The 17,066-nt window shown below is 54.0% G+C and carries 12 protein-coding genes; 3 read left to right on the top strand and 9 right to left on the bottom strand.

Annotated elements, in window-relative coordinates:
* Nucleotides 1-263: 263 nt before the first annotated feature.
* The 3 genes from ACKGJP_RS03950 to ACKGJP_RS03940 form a co-directional block, all read right to left on the bottom strand.
* Nucleotides 264-2,510 (bottom strand): helix-turn-helix domain-containing protein, encoded by a 2,247-nt coding sequence (locus ACKGJP_RS03950; protein ID WP_409344389.1) that lies wholly within the window; start codon nucleotides 2,508-2,510, stop codon nucleotides 264-266.
* Nucleotides 2,511-2,773: 263 nt separating this feature from the next.
* Nucleotides 2,774-4,789 carry a YhgE/Pip family protein gene (locus ACKGJP_RS03945; protein WP_409344388.1) on the bottom strand — a complete coding sequence of 672 codons (2,016 nt, stop codon included), beginning with the start codon at nucleotides 4,787-4,789 and terminating at the stop codon, nucleotides 2,774-2,776.
* A gap of 132 nt (nucleotides 4,790-4,921) precedes the next feature.
* Complete coding sequence (locus ACKGJP_RS03940; RefSeq protein ID WP_409344387.1) at nucleotides 4,922-5,497, bottom strand: TetR/AcrR family transcriptional regulator; 576 nt, start codon at nucleotides 5,495-5,497, stop codon at nucleotides 4,922-4,924.
* A 422-nt stretch (nucleotides 5,498-5,919) separates the two neighbouring features.
* Here ACKGJP_RS03940 and ACKGJP_RS03935 point away from each other — a divergent pair, with 422 nt between their 5' ends.
* The 3 genes from ACKGJP_RS03935 (at nucleotide 5,920) to ACKGJP_RS03925 (ending at nucleotide 9,224) form a co-directional block, all read left to right on the top strand.
* Nucleotides 5,920-6,624 (top strand): FadR/GntR family transcriptional regulator, encoded by a 705-nt coding sequence (locus ACKGJP_RS03935; protein WP_409344386.1) that lies wholly within the window; start codon nucleotides 5,920-5,922, stop codon nucleotides 6,622-6,624.
* Nucleotides 6,621-7,841, top strand: coding sequence for a CynX/NimT family MFS transporter (locus tag ACKGJP_RS03930; protein ID WP_409344385.1), 1,221 nt, complete (start codon nucleotides 6,621-6,623; stop codon nucleotides 7,839-7,841). The genes ACKGJP_RS03935 and ACKGJP_RS03930 overlap by 4 nt, the downstream gene beginning before the upstream one ends.
* Nucleotides 7,842-8,396: 555 nt before the next feature.
* Entirely contained in the window at nucleotides 8,397-9,224 is an 828-nt protein-coding gene (locus tag ACKGJP_RS03925; RefSeq protein WP_409344384.1) for a methyl-accepting chemotaxis protein, read from the top strand.
* A gap of 418 nt (nucleotides 9,225-9,642) precedes the next feature.
* Here ACKGJP_RS03925 and ACKGJP_RS03920 read toward each other — a convergent pair whose 3' ends face one another.
* From ACKGJP_RS03920 to ACKGJP_RS03895, 6 genes are all read right to left on the bottom strand, one after another.
* Nucleotides 9,643-9,942, bottom strand: a complete 300-nt coding sequence (locus ACKGJP_RS03920) for a DinB family protein (protein WP_409347065.1) — start codon at nucleotides 9,940-9,942, stop codon at nucleotides 9,643-9,645.
* Entirely contained in the window at nucleotides 9,927-10,298 is a 372-nt protein-coding gene (locus ACKGJP_RS03915) for a hypothetical protein (RefSeq protein ID WP_409344383.1), read from the bottom strand. Before ACKGJP_RS03915 ends, ACKGJP_RS03920 begins: the two co-directional genes overlap by 16 nt.
* A gap of 24 nt (nucleotides 10,299-10,322) precedes the next feature.
* Nucleotides 10,323-10,958 carry a hypothetical protein gene (locus tag ACKGJP_RS03910; RefSeq protein WP_409344382.1) on the bottom strand — a complete coding sequence of 212 codons (636 nt, stop codon included), beginning with the start codon at nucleotides 10,956-10,958 and terminating at the stop codon, nucleotides 10,323-10,325.
* Between the two features lie 238 nt (nucleotides 10,959-11,196).
* Nucleotides 11,197-12,327 carry a cation diffusion facilitator family transporter gene (locus tag ACKGJP_RS03905; RefSeq protein ID WP_409344381.1) on the bottom strand — a complete coding sequence of 377 codons (1,131 nt, stop codon included), beginning with the start codon at nucleotides 12,325-12,327 and terminating at the stop codon, nucleotides 11,197-11,199.
* Between the two features lie 327 nt (nucleotides 12,328-12,654).
* Nucleotides 12,655-14,676 carry a family 10 glycosylhydrolase gene (locus ACKGJP_RS03900; RefSeq protein ID WP_409344380.1) on the bottom strand — a complete coding sequence of 674 codons (2,022 nt, stop codon included), beginning with the start codon at nucleotides 14,674-14,676 and terminating at the stop codon, nucleotides 12,655-12,657.
* 780 nt (nucleotides 14,677-15,456) lie between these two features.
* A complete protein-coding gene (locus ACKGJP_RS03895) occupies nucleotides 15,457-16,968 on the bottom strand; it encodes a sulfatase (RefSeq protein WP_409344379.1) in 1,512 nt (503 codons plus the stop codon).
* Between the last annotated feature and the right edge of the window lie 98 nt (nucleotides 16,969-17,066).

Below are 17,066 nucleotides of genomic sequence, written 5' to 3'. Positions count from 1 at the left end.
CTCGAACCTGAAGTACTTTGTCCCCAAGTAGCAAGCCTTTTTCTATCTATTCAATGGCTCCCCCCTCGCTTTCAAATGCAGTCATGTCACCCGCGATTAACCATAACACCGCCCCTTTTCCCCCGTATATATAGCGTTTTTGACCGGATCGACGAAAATTAAAAAACGGCTTCGAAAGGAATCGAAGCCGCTGCTGCGACGTTTTTTGACCGGATCGACTTTAATCGGAATTACGGACAATGTAGGGGTTATTCTATTTTCTATCAAATCAAGTCCTTCCGAAAATTGCCCGGCGTGCTTCCCGTATATTTCTTGAATGCCCGAATGAATGTGATTCCATGCATATATCCGACCTGCTCCGCTATCGCCTGGACGGTCTTGTCCGGGTATTCCTTCAGCAGCTCGATCGCTTTCTCGATTCGGGTCTGCGACACGTAATCGATGAACTTAACCCCGAATTCCTCTTTGAACAATCGGCTCAAGTAACTGGCGGTCAGACCGAACTCGCTCTCCAGATGAGCATGCGACAAATCCGGATTGTTGTAATGATCGTTCACATATTGCTTGACGCTGCGGATCAGGTGATGATTGTGCTTGCTTTCTCTCAGCTCGCGCATTTTCGCAGCCGTTTCCCTCAAGACGCGGGCATACTCCTCGCGAATCGATTCCAGCGTCTCCCGCTGCTTCGTTATCCCGTTCAACTCCGCATGCGCTCCTCCGTTCCAGATCGCCTGGAACTCTTCCGGAAGCTCCGCCATTTCTCTATGAAGCTGGTAAACCAAATAATTTAGCAAGCCGATCAAATCTTCCTTGGACACCAGTTGCTGCCACAATTCCCCGAACATGTCTTCCCAATACCGCTCCCACTCGTCGTCGCCCGTCCGGAACGATTGGCAAATAGCTCGTACCCGCTGCGTTTGCCTGACAAGCTCGAACGGCGTCTTTGCGGCAAAATCTTCCGAGCGGATCAGCCGGCTCGTCCCGAGCGACGTTTTGTAGCTAAGCGCCTCCAATGCCTGTTCGTACGATTCGGCGATATTGGCGGCATCGCTCTCGCAAGACCCGACGCCGACCGTGACCGTATACGGCAAATGCCGCTCCGTCCATCCCGTCATTTTGGTCAGAAGCTCGACTACGTCCTGCTCCAAGCCGCCGTCCCGATCCAGCATGAACAACAGGCCTAGCTGGTGACGGTCTACCCACTCCGCCCATATACGCAACTTGACCGGTTCTGCCATTTCGTAAAGGACGGTGTTCAAAACATGCTTCAGCAAATATTGATCGCGATGGTTATACTTCCCGTTGAACTCGCTGTAATCGTCGATTTCGATCATGGCGACCAGCAGTCCGCAGTCGGCTAGCGAATAGCCGAATTGTCCGATCTCTTCTTTCCACTCCTGCGTTTGCCCCGCGACCGCCCCTTCAAGCAATTGCAAAAACACATATCGTCTGCGGTAAGCAAGGTTTTCCTTGTTCTGCTCCAAAAGCTGGCTGGATTGATCGAACAGCTCTTCAATCGCCGTTTCGATATATTGCAGCTCATCATCTTGATCTTCCAGCTTTAGCTCCTGCTGCTTCTGCCGAAAATATTCGTTCATGCGCTGCGATATCGATTGGATCGGCCGATAGTTGCGCCTTGTCACGTAAACGAGCCATGCAATGCCTGCTGCAATGACAAGAAAACCGAGCGCAATCCATACATAGAAGAGGGAGGAAATCCACTGTATAATACTGCCTTGGTAGACGCCGCTGCGAACCGTCCACCCCGTATAGGCCGAGCTGGCCTTCGACCATTCTTCCCCGTTTTCGCGGGCATCCCGACCTTGCTTCGAAGGCTCCGCCCAATCCCGAGACGCTACGCGCTTTCCTTCCGTGTCCAAAAGCTCGATATACTGAAAGCCGGATTCCGCCATATCGCGGATCAAACGGCTCAACCGTTCGGTATCAACATGCACGACAACCAGACTTCTTTCGGACAAGTTGGCATATTTGACAAGGCTGACCACATTCGACTCGGTCACGCCCGGCCGCTCGGCGTACGGTCGCCGCTCCGTCCATCGAAACGGATGCAGGGCGGAAAGCTGCTTGCCTATAAATTGTTTATCTCCGAAGTTATCCAACCGGGTAAACGTCGTCGGCGTCAAAACCATATTGTCGCTGATCCGGTACAAATTAATCGAACGGATTAACGGATATTTGGCCATCATTTCGTTCAAAACAGCCGCAGTCTGATAGTCCCAAAACTGCCTGTCCTGCATAGATTCGGATTGAAAGAAGCGCCTGATCTTTTCATTCTCCAGCAGTTGTCCGGTAATGGCCGTATCGATCCTTTTCAAGGATTCGTCGATCGTCTGAATGATGTTATAAGACAGTATGTTATTGGCTTTCAACGCCGACTGCTTGGTTACCTCGCTTAACGTCAAATAAGCGATGAAGAGCAGACTAAGGCCGACCACGAACATAACCGGCAAGTACGAAAGCTGGATACGATGCAGCCGCTTGATCCGCATAAGCTCCTCCTGAACGAGCAATTTCAGTAATCTTACCTTTATCGTTTCCGATTGTAAACGGGGTTTTGAAAAAAATCGATGCGGTCAAAAAACGTCGATGCGGTCCGGCGATTGACACTCCTGGGCATTCGTGAAGGCGGTGCCGCCACGGCGTTCTCCATCCTATATGGACAAGGTGCGTTTACCAGCAGCTTCCACGATGTACTTCCCGCTAACCGCAAAAAAACCGCCCGCGGCGCCAGCCGGGACGGTTCCTTCAACATTTAAGCCGCACTCACGGCCGTATCGCCTGATGCCTTCGGCTTCTTGAACGTGATCATGAAGTAGATCATCGTCAGCAGAGCGAAGGCAGCGCCGAAGCCTGCTATGACGGCAGCATTTTCCCACATGTACGAAAAATCGCCGCTTGATATGACGGCCCGGAAGCCCGGTACCGAATAGGCCATCGGCAGCCAGCCGTTAATATGCTGCAAGCTCGTCGGAATCAGCTCGAGCGGAAATGTCCCGGCCGAAGTCGTAAGCTGCATAATCAGAATGATGATGGCGATAAACCGCCCCGGATTGCCCATCGTCGTCACGAGCAGTTGGATCAGAGCCATGAACGACCAGCTCGTAATCAAGCTGAGCGCGAAGAATAGCGGGACGCTCTTCACTTCCAGCCCAATGCCGTACAGCGCCACCAAGTCGACGATAACCGTCTGAATGGTTCCGACTATGAGCATAAAGCCAAGCTTTCCAAGGAACATCGCAAACCCTGACTTCGGTGTCCCTGCCGGCTCGGTAAGCGGAAATACGATCGTCAAGAGCAGCGCCCCGACAAACAAGCCGAGCGAAATAAAATAAGGCGCGATGCCGGTTCCGTAATTCGGAACGGGATTCAGCTTTTCTTCCTCGACCTTCACGGGATGCGAAACCTTGTCGTAAGTCTCGTCGCTGTCTTTGATGCTTGACGTTTGATCGGATGCTTCCTTCAGCTTGCCGGAAAGCTCCGAGCTGCCGCTCGCAACGGTGCCCGCCCCTTCGGTCAGCGTCTTGGCCCCTTCTTCGAGCTTGATCGTGCCGTCCGAAAGCTGCGTGACGCCTCCCGCCAGCTGGGCGAGACCGTTCTTCAGCTTGACGCCGCCCTCGATCAGCGAGCCCGCTCCGTCTTCGACGGTTTTCCCGCCCTGTTTAGCTTCTCCAAGTTTCTGCCCGAACATGTCCATCCCAGCGCTAAGCTGCTGTCCGCCCGCCGCGAGTTTACCCGCGCCATCCGCGAGCTGCTTCTGGCCGGCTTCCAGCGAATCGGCTCCGCTTGCCGTAGCCTTCGCCGTACCTACAATCTGCATGAAAGCTGGGTCATTGGCAAGATCGGGATGCGCCGCGACATACTGCTCCAGCCCCGAAGCAACTCCGGACGTACCGGCCTTCACCTTCCCGGCGCCTTCGACAGCGCCGTCGAGACCTGCCTTTAACTGGGCTGCTCCCGCTTCGGACTGCTTGGCGCCCGAGGTCAGCTGCTTGTGGCCGTCGTCCAGCTGGCCCAATCCGGACGTCAACTGGCCTGCGCCCTGTTTCAGCTGCGACAGACCGTTTTCCAGCTGCACCGCTCCGCCAAGCAGCTCGGATGCGCCGTTCTTTAACGGAAGCGCGCCCTCAACGAGCTTCGAAATATTTTCGCTGACCTGAACAATGCCGTCCTCGACTTTCTTCGTGCCGTCGGAAAGCTTCTGTGCACCGTCAGCCGCCTGGGAAACGCCGTCCGTCAGCTTGTGGATGTTGGCGAACATCGTTTCCGTATAAGCCTTCGTCAGCTCGCCGGACAGCTCGCCCTTCATCTTCTCGACGGCCGAGCGGCCCATTTGCGAAGAGGTGAAGTTGTAGCTCTCGTTCGGATAGAACGTAAATATAGCCGCGTCCGGATGCTCGTCAAGCACGTTCGTCGCTTTGGCCGAGAAGTTGCCGGGTATTTCAAAAGCCAAATAATACTTATTGTCTTTCAAGCCTTGCAAAGCTTCCTCTTTCGAAACGAACTTCCAATCGAACGTCTTGGATTCCTTAAGCTTATCGACAAAATCGTCGCCCAGCTTCATGTCCTTGCCGTCGAAGGCCGCGCCTTTATCTTCGTTGACAACGGCTACCGGCAGCGTGTTTAGCCTACCGTAGGGGTCCCAGAACGCCCACAGAAAGATCGAGCTATATAATAGCGGGATCACGATAACCCCGATGACCGGAATCAGTACCTTCCAGTTTCGTAATACGGCCAGCAGCTCAACCATCACATATTTAAAGCTTTTCATTTTCTTCTCTCTCCTATCCTTAGATCGTTGCTTATTTTGTTAAGGGCACTCGGTCAAGCCGCTGCATGGCTTTGTTTTGCACTAAATGACCATTTTGACCATACGGTCATAATAGGAATAGAAAAACGGCTGCTAGCGCACAGCCAATCCTTCTACGATATACGTTTGGAACAATGCCGCGATCTTCTCATTGCTAAGCGGCGGGTTCAACTTCTCCCAATCGTGGACGAAAGCCACATACAGCTTCAGCAAGACGAATGCCGTTATTTCCGGATCGCACGGCTTGATTTCGCCCTTATCCAGCGCCTCCTGCACCTTCTTCTGCACAAAAGCGAGAATCGCCTGCTCAATTTGCCGCATTCCTTCTTGCGCCTTCGGCGTCCCCATTTCCTTCACTTCGTGGGACAGGCGGATCGTCAGCTCATGCTTCCTGCGGAAATCCAGCAGCTCGTAAAGCAGCGGATGCAAATTTTCGAACAGCGGCTTCTGCGGATCGATCGTCTTCTCCGCGATCTGCTTCATTTCCAGTATGAAGTTATGCATGATTTCGTCGAACAATTCTTCCTTCTGTGCGAAAAACGTATAGATCGTACCTTTGCCGACTCCCGCGATCTTGGCCACTTGCTCCATCGTGGTTGCCTTGTAACCAAAAAGCGCGAACGACTTGGTCGCCGCATCGACGATCTGCTTTCTGCGGTCTACCGACATGAATGAGATCACCTCCTGCAAAATAGCTATCCCCGAAACCGATTGACCAAAAAACTACTTTCGGTCATTTCGTTCTGATTATAAATCAATCGTCAGCTTTTCGCAAGTTCAAGGTTATGGTGCGTTAGACATGGGGAGCTGGCGGGGCTGACGAGAGCCGGTAGAATCCGGCGAAGCTGAGCGGGGGCTGGCGAGAGCTGGCGGGAGCTAGGAGCAAGGGAGCTGGCGGAGCTAGGGAGCTGAGCGGGAGCAAGGAAGATACTCGCGGTTCTGTTCGTATGCCCGTGCAGAGGCTGCGCTGGCGATCCACCGGAAGCCGTAGGTGCGTCTTCAAATCAATTCGAACTTGTCTTTTCACTCGAATAAGCGTACAGTAAACATCAGACATTTTAAACATCCTATGTTTGGAGGTTTGTGATTGTATGGAACTAAAACAAGCATCGCGCACAACGCTCGTCGAACAAGTCGCTTCCCAAATGGAAGCTCATATAGAAGCTGGCAAATGGCCCGTCGGAACGCGAATTCCCGCGGAACCGGAGCTGGTGCAGCAGCTCGGGGTCAGCCGGAATACGGTGCGCGAAGCAGTGCGCGCCTTGATTCACGCGGGACTTCTGGCAGCGCGTCCGGGCGACGGCACATACGTATGCGCGTCCAGCAGCCTCGGTCCCGTCATCGCTAGGCGGCTCCAGCGCTCCAGAATGGAAGAAACGCTGGAAGTTCGTCAAGCACTGGAGCAGGAGGCTGCCCGGCTGGCTGCCGAACGGCGCAGCCCCGAGCATTTGGAAACCATGCGGGAATGCTTGCGGCTCTGCGGCGAAGCTACCGAGGCCGGCGATCTCGAGGCGTACGTGCAGGCGGATTTCCGCCTGCATCAAACGGTCGTCGACGCAGCCCAAAACTCCGTTCTCGGCGACCTGTACGGGCATATAAATAATGCGGTGCGCCTCACGATAGGCAGCGCTTTGGACCGGCTTTCCCCTGCCCGCTGCCATGTGGAAACGCACCGCAGGCTCGTCGAGGCCATAGCTGCCAAGCGCCCGCACGATGCGGCGGAGGCCGTACGCGCGATAATCGACCTGTCTCTGACAGCTGTCGCGAACGACAATGATGAGGAGCATCTGAGATGACACAGAAAACAGCATCAAGTTTACAACCGAACGTTACTGTTACTTCAACATACGCCACATCGATCGGGCTTCTCGTCCTCGGCATCATGCTGGTAGCGGCCAATCTTCGTGCACCCATTACGGCGGTCGGTCCGATTATCGGCGAAATACGCGGTACTACCGGCATTTCTCACACGATGGCCGGATTTTTAACGACGCTGCCGCTGCTCGCTTTTGCGCTTCTTTCTCCATTTGCCCCGAGGCTGGCCGGCAAGTTCGGCACGGAGGTCACCCTGTTCGCTGGCATGGTCGTATTGACCGCGGGTATTGTCCTTCGTTCGCTTCCCGGCATCGCTTCTTTATTCGCCGGGACCGCCTTGCTCGGCTTGGCGATTGCGGTATGCAACGTGCTTGTCCCCAGCCTGCTCAAAAGAGAATTCCCCCACAAAATCGGTTTGATGACCGGCGTGTATTCCGTATCCATGAATTTGTGGGGAGCGATCGCTTCCGGCGTCAGCATGCCGTTGACGCGGAAGCTCCCCTTCGGGTGGAGCGGAGCGCTTGGCTGCTGGGCGATTCTTTCCTTGATCGCCGTCGTCGTTTGGCTGCCGCTGCTCCGGCTCAAGGGGAAGCAAGACGGCCCTGCGCAGCCGCGAAAAAGCATCGCAGGCTTATGGCGTTCGCCTCTTGCCTGGAAGGTTACCTTCTACATGGGCTTGCAATCGCTCATGTTCTACGTCATCGTAGCATGGATTCCGGAGATTTTGCTGGAGCATGGGCTCAGCGCCGATTACGCGGGCTGGATGCTGTCGCTTATGCAGTTCGTGCTGCTCGGCGTCTCCTTCGTCGTTCCGCTGATTGCCGCCCGTCTTTCCAGCCAAAGAGGCCTTGTAGCCATCGCCGCAGGCTGCTTCGCCATTGGCGTCATCGGCCTGTTGAGCGGCAATATGACGCTCGCCATCCTTTGGTTCGCCCTGCTCGGAATCGGCGGAGGCGGGTCGTTCAGCTTGGCGATGATGTTCATCGTCCTTCGTTCCCGCGACGCGCAACAGTCTGCCTCTCTGTCCGGCATGGCGCAATCCGCAGGCTATTTGCTGGCGGCGGCGGGGCCGACGCTGTTCGGGCTTCTGCACGATACGACCGGAGGCTGGACGTTTCCGCTGCTTCTCCTGGTTGCGGTCTCCGGGCTGCTGCTGTTCTTCGGTTTCAGCGCCGGCCGCAAGGGCTATGTGTCCTAGGCGCTGCACTGCGTTTGCCGGATCTGCCAGCACGGCCATATAAAGTCTCGGACGGAGTTGCGTAGAGCATATTAGCGGGGCTGCCAGAGAAGCCATGAAAATGGCGGAGGGCAGCCTCTTCGTATGAACAATCACAAATAGAGAGTGTACTGGACAGGATAGTGAATTAGGTTCACAATTAGTGGACCTAAGCTCATTATTTGAGCCAAAGCCCGCCCCTTCCCTTCATACGAAATAGTGAAGAAAGCTTCACTATTAGTGAACCTTACGATCAAATAGACCCGTTTGCTTCACTATCTGCCCCGAAAGGGGCAGATTGAGCAAAATAGTGAATGTAGGTTCACAATTAGTGAACCTACATTCATGATCCGAGCCAAACACGCCCCTTCATACGAAATAGTGAACCTCACGGCCAAATAGTCCCGTTTGCTTCACGATCTTTATATATTCAAATGGGATCGGATTACACCGATATAATGAGTAATGTCTTTTTCGGGATACGGCCTGCCTGTTACCGGGACAGCGAATGTGCAAACCTACGATGGGGTGATGAGCGTGTCGGATAAGCTGCAACAAATACTGAATACAATGGAAACGTTCCAAAAGGCGCTGGCTGAAGAATCGATAATCGCGGTTACGGACCGGGAGAAGTTTGTCGGGTATTTGCCGATCAAAGGGCTGGAGGTTAAAATCCCGCTCGGCGCCCCGATCACCGTCATCAAAAACTCGATTACCGAGAAGGCGCTGCTGCAGGAGCAAACGTTTCAGGAGGAAAGAGGGCCGGAAACGTTTGGTTTTCCGTATGTGGCTACCGCAACGCCTATTTGGGAGGACGGCAGCGTCGTCGGCGTTCTGACCGTTTCGACCACCACCGAAAAAGTGCATGCGCTGCGCAGCATCTCGACGCAATTGGCGGCATCCGCCGAGGAAATGACGGCGACTACGGACCAGTTGTCCGGCGCATCCTCGGAAATGGCGGCGGAAGTCCACAAGCTGGCTGCCGATTCGATGAACATGCTGCAGGAAATCGAGAAGATCCGATCGGTGAGCCAGATCGTGAGAGACGTTTCGGAGCAATCCCATCTCCTCGGCTTGAACGCAGCGATCGAAGCCGCACGCGCCGGCGAGCAAGGACGGGGCTTCGCTGTCGTCGCCAGCGAAATCCGCAAAATGGCCGAGCAGAGCAAAAACTCGGTCGCTACGATCGACGGCGAGCTCGACCGTATTGAGCATGCCATCAAACAGATGAATAAATCCATCCAAGGAATTACCGCCAAATTTCAGGAGCATGCCGCTAGCATTCAAGAGCTGCAAGCCGCATTCGAGCATATCAGCTCATCGGCGGACGAAATTTTATCGGCATCCGCATCGGCGAGGGAGTAGCGTTCGTAGCCTCTAGTGGCGGCTCGGAACGATTTCAGCTTTCCGAAACGGCAATGGAAACGTCGCGTTCCTATGAGAAACCATCACCGGCAGAAGTACGAAAAACCTCCTTTCGCTAAGCGCAGCGGAATGGAGGTTTTTCGGTTACACGCATTCGTCATTTCCCGGGGATAGGCTTTCAGAAATAGCCGCTTAGCTGCGGAACGACAGTACCTTATTTCCCGATAGCAGCTCGTTGATCGACGTCTCGCGGAACTAGAGAACCTTATTCGCATAATCTGAACGGTATTTGACATAAAATCGCCGAAATAGCGAACGCTCGTTCCGCAGAAGACTCGATGTAAAGTGAAAGCCTGCAAATAGCGTACCTGCGTTCCGCCTAACTTGGAATACACCCGCGTTTTTGGAGCAATTTCAGCTACTCGTTAAATATTTGCCGCAAATGGTGCTTCATATGCACCAAATAGTCATCGATCAGCCATCCAAGCGTTACCAAACTTCCGTCAGGAAGCTGACAACTGCGAGCCAGACTCGTTTCCGGCAAGCTGCCGATTACACGCAGGACCGACCGGTTAAGACTAACCCACAGCTCCAGCACATCTTCGATCGGCGCTTCCTTATAATATTGAACGCTCACCCAAGCTTCCTGGTTATAGAGGTAGTTTAAAAAGCCCCCTTTTGATAACGAAGCAGAACAGTGGGTTACTCGACATCGAATCTTGAATTCATCCGGTAACTGCGGTACTCACGTAGGTTTTGCCTACGCTCCGTGTCCTCGTTCCTCAGATTCATCCAACCTTCTCGGTTCTGAAAAACGGCCTTTTTAAACACGCACTTGTAGGGGATGATGAGCAGCGGTTCCTGCTGGTATTGCAGCTGAATGAACCGGGACAGGTTGTTGATAGCGGAATCGCATAGATGTCCCAAGAGCTGAAGACGCGACCATTTCCCTTCCGAAATAGGGCGGGCGAGCTCATCGCCAGTGAATTCGCGAATTTTTTGCGGTACAGCTTGCAGCAGATTCTCTAATTCCTTAACGGCGTTCATTTTCACGATCTCTCCTTCTATGTACATGAGGCGTTCCCCGCTGCGGGTTTTTTACGTTTCCATCCGGCTTTGCGCGGCCAATTCGTTAACGATCCGAATCATGTCGTCCGTCTGCTTTTCGGAAAAGGTCGTGATTTCGATGCTTTCCATCCCCCGTTCGCCATTCAAAAAGCGAATCGTAATCCCGTTATTGGCTTGGTTGTATTCTCCCCCATCGACGTCTTCTTTAAGAATATCGATGCATTTCTTTTTAAGAGGCATTAAGCTATTTGCATTTTGCTCGAATATCGAGATTTGCTCCGAGCTGATCGTAAGGAAGCCTTGAAAAATTCGTTCCTTGTATTTGATGACAAGCAAACGAAAAATTTGCTCCGTTCCGGAAACATGCGCGGCGCCGCTGCTCCCCGCTTCCTTCCGGCCTGCGGCCCTAAGCCTACTCGGAATCCCCCTGCCGCCGAGCTTGCTGTTGATTTGATGAAGCAGCTTGATGATCTCCGAAAACCCGATAAAAAGCATGCCGGCAATAAATCCGCCGATCCACCACGGGAGAGCCGTAAACAAGGCGAATCCGGGTATGAACTTGTTGGCGGTCGACCCTGTGACGATGCCGATAGCGAAGCTTAGAATCATTTCAATAATGCCTATGGCAAATAAAATGGATGCTATTTTATTTTTGTCCTCGTTCATGCGGTATAACCTCCCTAAATTCGGTTACCCAAACGATACCACAATTAACCATATTAACCAATCCTCGAGATCGGCTCGGATCTGTTGCCGGACATCTTTAACCTTCGGTTACTTTCGCACAAAAGCGGAACTCTCTTGCTCATCCTATAATCTTGCAGCTGCCCTATGGCATAGACATCCCGGTTACCGCACAAAGATAGCCCGGAACATCAAACGGCTGATGTCCGGGCTATTTTCGTTAAATGCTGCACAGCTTACTATGATGGATACGTGAGGTTTCCACCTGCACGGTCGCGTGTCCGATCCCATAATCGTCCTCGAGCAGATGCAAAGCTTGGTGCAGCACTTCCTGACTGTCCGCCTCGTCATCGACCAGCAAGTGGCACGTCATGGCGACCAGGCCGGATGTGATCGTCCATATATGCAGGTCATGCACGTCGCGAACGCCCGGCAGCTGCATAAGCGATTGTTTTACTTGGTCGTGGTCGACATTTGCCGGCGTTCCTTCCATTAATACGTGCACAGACGAGGAAAGCACGCCCCATGCTCCTTTCAAAATTAGCAGCGCGACGATCACGCTGATAATCGGATCCGCCGCATACCAGCCGGTCAGCATCATGACGAGTCCTGCCGCGATCGCTCCGACCGAACCGAGCGCGTCGCCGAGCACATGGAGGTACGCGCTGCGCATGTTGATGTTGTGCTCGACGTCTCCCTTGCGCATAAGCTGCCAAGCGCTGGCCAGATTAGCCAGCAAACCGACGGCGGCGATCGCCATCATGGAGCCGCTTGAAACGACGGGCGGCTCCATGAATCTGTGCACCGCCTCGTAAATGATAAAACCTGCAATCGCAAACAGCGTAACCGCGTTGAACAACGCCGCCAATATTTCGAAGCGGTGATTGCCGTAAGATTTGCGCGGCGTAGCGGCTTTGGCAGCCGCTATCATCGCCAGCAGACTGAGCAGGAGCGAGCTTGCGTCGCTCAGCATATGACCGCTGTCGGACAACAAGGCAAGACTATTCGTCCAGAGACCGCCGACAAACTCCAGCACCATGATTACAGCCGTGATGCTAAGGGCGATAATCAAGCCCTTTTTGTTGCCGTCCCGCACAAAATCTTGAGCATGGCTGTGGCCGTGATGGCTGTGCGAATGGCCGTGACTATGACTGTGGTTATGGCTGTGGTTATGATTATGGCTGGCGCTATCGCCTTTGCTATTCCCATGGCTATGGCTTTTGCTATTACCGTGGCTATGACCTTTGGCGCTCCCGTGGTTATGGCCGTGGCTGTCGCCCTTGTTATTCTCGCCGCTGCTATGATTGCGGCCACGATTATCGTTGTGAGTGTGATCATTATTCCCCATCATGAAGGGCCTCCCTTTACCGTCGCTCCAACGATGCTGTTCTCTCGCATTGTTCGGTACGTTTTAATATATGAGCAATCGTTCATATGTATATTATGGATTATTTTTATTTTCCTTGTCAATAGGCAATCTTATTTATTGTGCCCTTTTCCTTTGAAAGGTTTCGTCTGTTCGTTTGGCTATTTATGAGGTGAAGAAAAGTAGCGACGGCTAGCCTTGTTCGGTAGGGACTTCCATCCGTGAGATGTCCCCACACGGGACGTACCGTGCAAAAAAGCCGGCGGCAGCTGCCGTCGGCTTTGGTTCAGGAGAGTTTCACTTACAGCTAAGCTAGCTTAATTCAATGATCGTATGAATGTGTACCTTCGGAATGGTAAAACCGATTCCGTCGTCGAACCGCTCGACGGCAAGGGCTTCGTTCTCGGGCCGCACGACAGCCTGGCTAAGCGCTATGTCGCGGATGCGGACCTGAATGTTATGCACCGGCGTAATGTCTTCGATCGGATTGTAGTATGCCGTGCTTTTCTCGCCGGCATGGATGCTTTGGAAGTTGATGACATGCAGATAAGTCTTGCCGTCCTTGCGCATAACGTTCGTCTCGATATGCGTCGGCGCGGCTACTTCCACGTACTTGTCGTAGTAGCGGCTCAGCAGATTGTTCACGATTCGCCGCACCCAGAAATGATTCGAATGCCAATACGAGCTGAATACCGGAGCAGCGATATACAACGCCGTTCCTTGACCGAACTTGTTCACGCTGATGCCCGGAAAGTCGCTGACGTTGCCGCCCGGCGGAATCGGATGACGGAAAGCCCGGTTCGGCGCCGGCACCGTAAGCGGCCACTGGATGCCGCTTAGCGTCTCGGCTGTCGTCGGCACCGTTTTGACGAACGGCGCTTCGACTAGCTGAGGAATTCTCGCGACGCCCTGCCACAACTCGTCATGCTGAGTCAAGTAGCCGAACTCATAAGGAGATCTTTCCAAATACCGAACGCCTAGCAGATTGGACAGCAGCAAATTTTGCCGTTCCTTGCTGTACGTCGCCGCCCCCGTCGCCAAGAGCAGTCCGCCGTCAGCAACGAACGTTTCGAGCCGCGCGACCGATTCTGCGGACAGCTCGACCGTTTCGGGCAGCACGACGACACGGTAGCCGGTCAAATCCGGGAATTGGTCGTTATAGTAAATATCGAACTGATGATGGCCTTCCAGAAGCATTTTAGCAGCTCCGAACGTTGCCGCATCGTCTTTGTCATGGTACCAGTTATTCGTATTGTTCGCGATCAGCGCCACTTCCCTAACGCTCTCGGCACGGGTGCAGTAAGCCTCCCGCTCCTCGACGAACGCGAACGCTTCCCCGATGATATCGTACACGCCCGCTTGCAGCGTGCCGTCGGGCAGCACCTGGTCGCCGATGTTGATAATGCCGCCGTTCGCCATAATCGTAGCGAATTCGTATTTCAGCTGCTCCGCCGTTTTGCACGACATGAGCCCCCAGCCTTCGGTAAAGCGCACCGTCATGATCTGCACCGGTACGTCAAGCGTACGCGCATGCCGGGCGCGGATCGAATGGTTATGGAAAGAGCCGGTCGCCGACGGCTGCGACTCCCAGAGACCGTAATCGCTAGTCGCGTTGACCGAGGCAGGCTCGCCCATCCGCCAAGCGCCGTTACAGTTCACGAGCACATGCGGACGGATCCGCTTGATCGTAGAAGCGATCTCCTCCATGCAGCGCGCCGCCGAATCGATGCCGAAGCGGATGACCGTTTCGCGATCGGTTTCAAGCAGCTCGGGCGTCAGCGCGCGGCCGTATTCCTCGGCGAATTTCTTTTTGCAATACGTGCAGAAACAGTAATGGTTGTGCAGATACGGAATATCCAGCAAATAGCCGTCCATGTCGTATTTCTCGGTGATTTCCTTGATTTGCGGAATGACCAGTTCCTCGCGGTACGGGCTGTTGATGCAAGGCAGCTCCCACACGGTACCCTCGGCGCCGCGCACTTTGCCATACTCGTCCACCTGATACCAGTCCGGATTGTCCAGCACGGCCTTCGCATCGGTTCCGAGCGAGTAATACGCGATGACCTTGATGTCATGCTTGCGCGCTTCCTCGAGCACCTCGCCGAAGAAGTCCTCCTTCAACCCGCTGTGCTTGTGCCCGACCGTATTGTCATAGAACGCGTTTCCGAAATGGCATTTCGTAAACACGCCTATGACGTTGACCTTCGCCTCTACGAATTGGCCGACGAACGACTTTGCGTCGAAGTTTTTGATCGCGTCCCGCGGAAACTCCGGCATGTGAAAATCGATATGCACCTGCCGCATCCGATCCCAAAACCAACTATCTTTCTTCATAATAACCTCCCAAAAATAAAGCCTAAAAGGCTAATCGTTCAACGTTCGCCCCGAGCCATGCCGTTAGTGAACCAAAGTTCACTATTAGTGAAGCTCAATTCACTATTTCGGCTTAAAAAGAGCGCCGGCTGCCCTATAGTGAAGCAAAGGTAACTATTATTCCTGTCTCGTTCACTATTAGAGGTTGTTTAAAAAGCCCCCTTTTGATAACGAAGCAGAACTGTGGGATATTCGACATCGAATCTTGCATTCATCCGGTAACTGCGGTACTCACGTAGGTTTTGCCTACGCTCCGTGTCCTCGTTCCTCGGGGCTCCCCGCAAAGTAATCGGAAAACGCTACGAAGATTAGCTTCACTTTGTGGGGGATTTACTCGGATTCATCCAACCTTCTCGGTTCTGAAAAGTGGTCTTTTTAAACACGCACTATTAGTGAGGTTTCATTCACTAAATGAGTTAGGGAGTCATGTTAGAACTCCAATAGTGAATTTAGATTCACTAATAATGAACGTAAGATCACTATTTAGTTACCTGCGGCGACAAGTTTACATGCTCTAGTTACTTCTAGTATAAAAACCTACTGCCTATGCTCCGGGCAACATTCCAGCTATAGCGGCAAGTTTATGCTTCAATAGTTACTTCGAGTATAAGGCCCCCACTGCCTATGCTCCGGGCAATATTCCAGCTATAACGGCAAGTTTATGCTCAATAGTTACTTCGAATATAAAAGCCTACTATTTATGCTCCGGGTAACATTCGAGCTATGACGGCAAGTTTAAGCTTACTTTTCGACGCGAGCCCGCTGTTTCAAGCCGAGCCGTTCGAGCTGCTCCTCCGGTGCGTCCAGCTCAAGCAGCTTGCTGACGAGCGCGCGCTGCATGTCCACGAGTTTATCGGGCCGCTCCTCGGCCAGGTTGACGTGCTCGTTCGGGTCCGACCGTTTGTCGCTCAGCCAGGTCGGCGTCGGCCAGGACGGGCAATCGACCGCCCGCCGCCCGTTCTCGTACGGTCCAAGATCGTACGGGATAAACTTGGCGAGGCTGTAGCCGTACCAGTATAACGGCTTATTGTCCGGCACCGGCGATTGGTGCAAAATCCAATCCCCGTCCGTGAGCGTTACGCTGCGGCCGAACATCCCGAGAATCGCATGGCTGCGCGTTACCGCCCCTGCGTCTTGCAGCACCGGCAGCAGGTCGACGCCGTGCCGGTCCGGCGGACACGGACGGCCCACGGCACTAAGCACCGTCGGGTAAATGTCGACGAGCTGCACGAGCTGGCTGCGCCGTTCGCCCTTGCCATACTGCGGATGCGCGACGATGAACGGAATATGTCCGCACGCGTCGTGCTGATGCGTCTGCAGCTTGCCGATGCGGCCGTGGTCCCCGTTGTACGTGCCGTGATCCGATGTGAAGACGATCATCGTTTCGTCCCACAGACCGAGCTCGTCTACCTTGTCTAGCAGCTTGCCGAGCCATTTGTCGGTTAACGCGACCATGGCGGCATACCTTGCCTGCACATGACGCAGTTGCTCGGATGTATAGTGGTTGTCCCATTTGTCATAAGGGACCATCGATGTCCAGCTATCTACGTCGTAGCCTCGCGGATCGAACATTTTCAGGAACTCCTCCGGCGGATCCCACGGCTCGTGCGGATCGAAGCAATCGATATGCAGGTAGAAATCCCGATGCGCATTGTTCGCTTCGAGCCAATCGGCAGCCTGCGTAAACACCTGCGCGCAGAAATAATCTTCTTCCGTCTTCCGCGTCAAATGGACGTTCCGGTGATGCCGCTCCACTTTATGGTCGACCGGGTCGGGACAAGGAAATTCGACCGGATCCGTCCGCCACGCATCGGCTTCATGGCCGCGCACGAATTCGAAGCCCGTGTAGCCCATATGGTAATTGCCGGCTCCCTGCTCCCACAGGTGAAAATGATCCGTCACCATATAACTGACCGGATACCCTTGCCGCAGCTGCCAGGTCAGCGACTGATTCGGCGGACCCGACACCTGCCGCGGCAGGTCGAGGTCTCCCTCCTCAAGCGGCCCCCAGCCGCGTTCCAGGAACTCGTACCGCCCGGTATAAATATCCCGCCGGGCAGGCATGCAGGGCGTCGACCCGGCCCAGGCGCGGTCGAACACCGTTCCCCGCTGGGCGAGCCGGTCCATGTTCGGCGTCGGCACGATCCAGTCCGGCTGTTCCGCGCTCATCACTTGGTTGAGCGGACGCCCTTGGTGATAAGGCCCGCAATGATCGACACGCAGCGTGTCGCAAACGATAACGATGGTGTTCATCCGTCGTTCCCCTCCGATCGGTGGATTCATTTTCCATTCGCAATTTCATAAAGCCCGCTTCAAACGATACCCCCTGTCCGCTGCCGCAAGCGGCGGCG

The organism is Paenibacillus litoralis (genome assembly GCF_046244365.1).
In the GTDB taxonomy this organism is placed as follows: domain Bacteria; phylum Bacillota; class Bacilli; order Paenibacillales; family NBRC-103111; genus Paenibacillus_V.
The sequence above is the reverse complement of the archived record's forward strand: the minus strand, read 5'-3'. Positions and strand labels throughout refer to the sequence as shown.

Excerpts from the sequence above, each read along its gene's own strand:
- ACKGJP_RS03950 (WP_409344389.1), bottom strand. The coding sequence starts at position 2,510 with ATGCGGATCAAGCGGCTGCATCGTATCCAGCTTTCGTACTTGCCGGTT.
- ACKGJP_RS03945 (WP_409344388.1), bottom strand. The coding sequence starts at position 4,789 with ATGAAAAGCTTTAAATATGTGATGGTTGAGCTGCTGGCCGTATTACGA.
- ACKGJP_RS03940 (WP_409344387.1), bottom strand. The coding sequence starts at position 5,497 with ATGTCGGTAGACCGCAGAAAGCAGATCGTCGATGCGGCGACCAAGTCG.
- ACKGJP_RS03935 (WP_409344386.1), top strand. The coding sequence starts at position 5,920 with ATGGAACTAAAACAAGCATCGCGCACAACGCTCGTCGAACAAGTCGCT.
- ACKGJP_RS03930 (WP_409344385.1), top strand. The coding sequence starts at position 6,621 with ATGACACAGAAAACAGCATCAAGTTTACAACCGAACGTTACTGTTACT.
- ACKGJP_RS03915 (WP_409344383.1), bottom strand. The coding sequence starts at position 10,298 with ATGTACATAGAAGGAGAGATCGTGAAAATGAACGCCGTTAAGGAATTA.
- ACKGJP_RS03910 (WP_409344382.1), bottom strand. The coding sequence starts at position 10,958 with ATGAACGAGGACAAAAATAAAATAGCATCCATTTTATTTGCCATAGGC.
- ACKGJP_RS03905 (WP_409344381.1), bottom strand. The coding sequence starts at position 12,327 with ATGATGGGGAATAATGATCACACTCACAACGATAATCGTGGCCGCAAT.
- ACKGJP_RS03900 (WP_409344380.1), bottom strand. The coding sequence starts at position 14,676 with ATGAAGAAAGATAGTTGGTTTTGGGATCGGATGCGGCAGGTGCATATC.
- ACKGJP_RS03895 (WP_409344379.1), bottom strand. The coding sequence starts at position 16,968 with ATGAACACCATCGTTATCGTTTGCGACACGCTGCGTGTCGATCATTGC.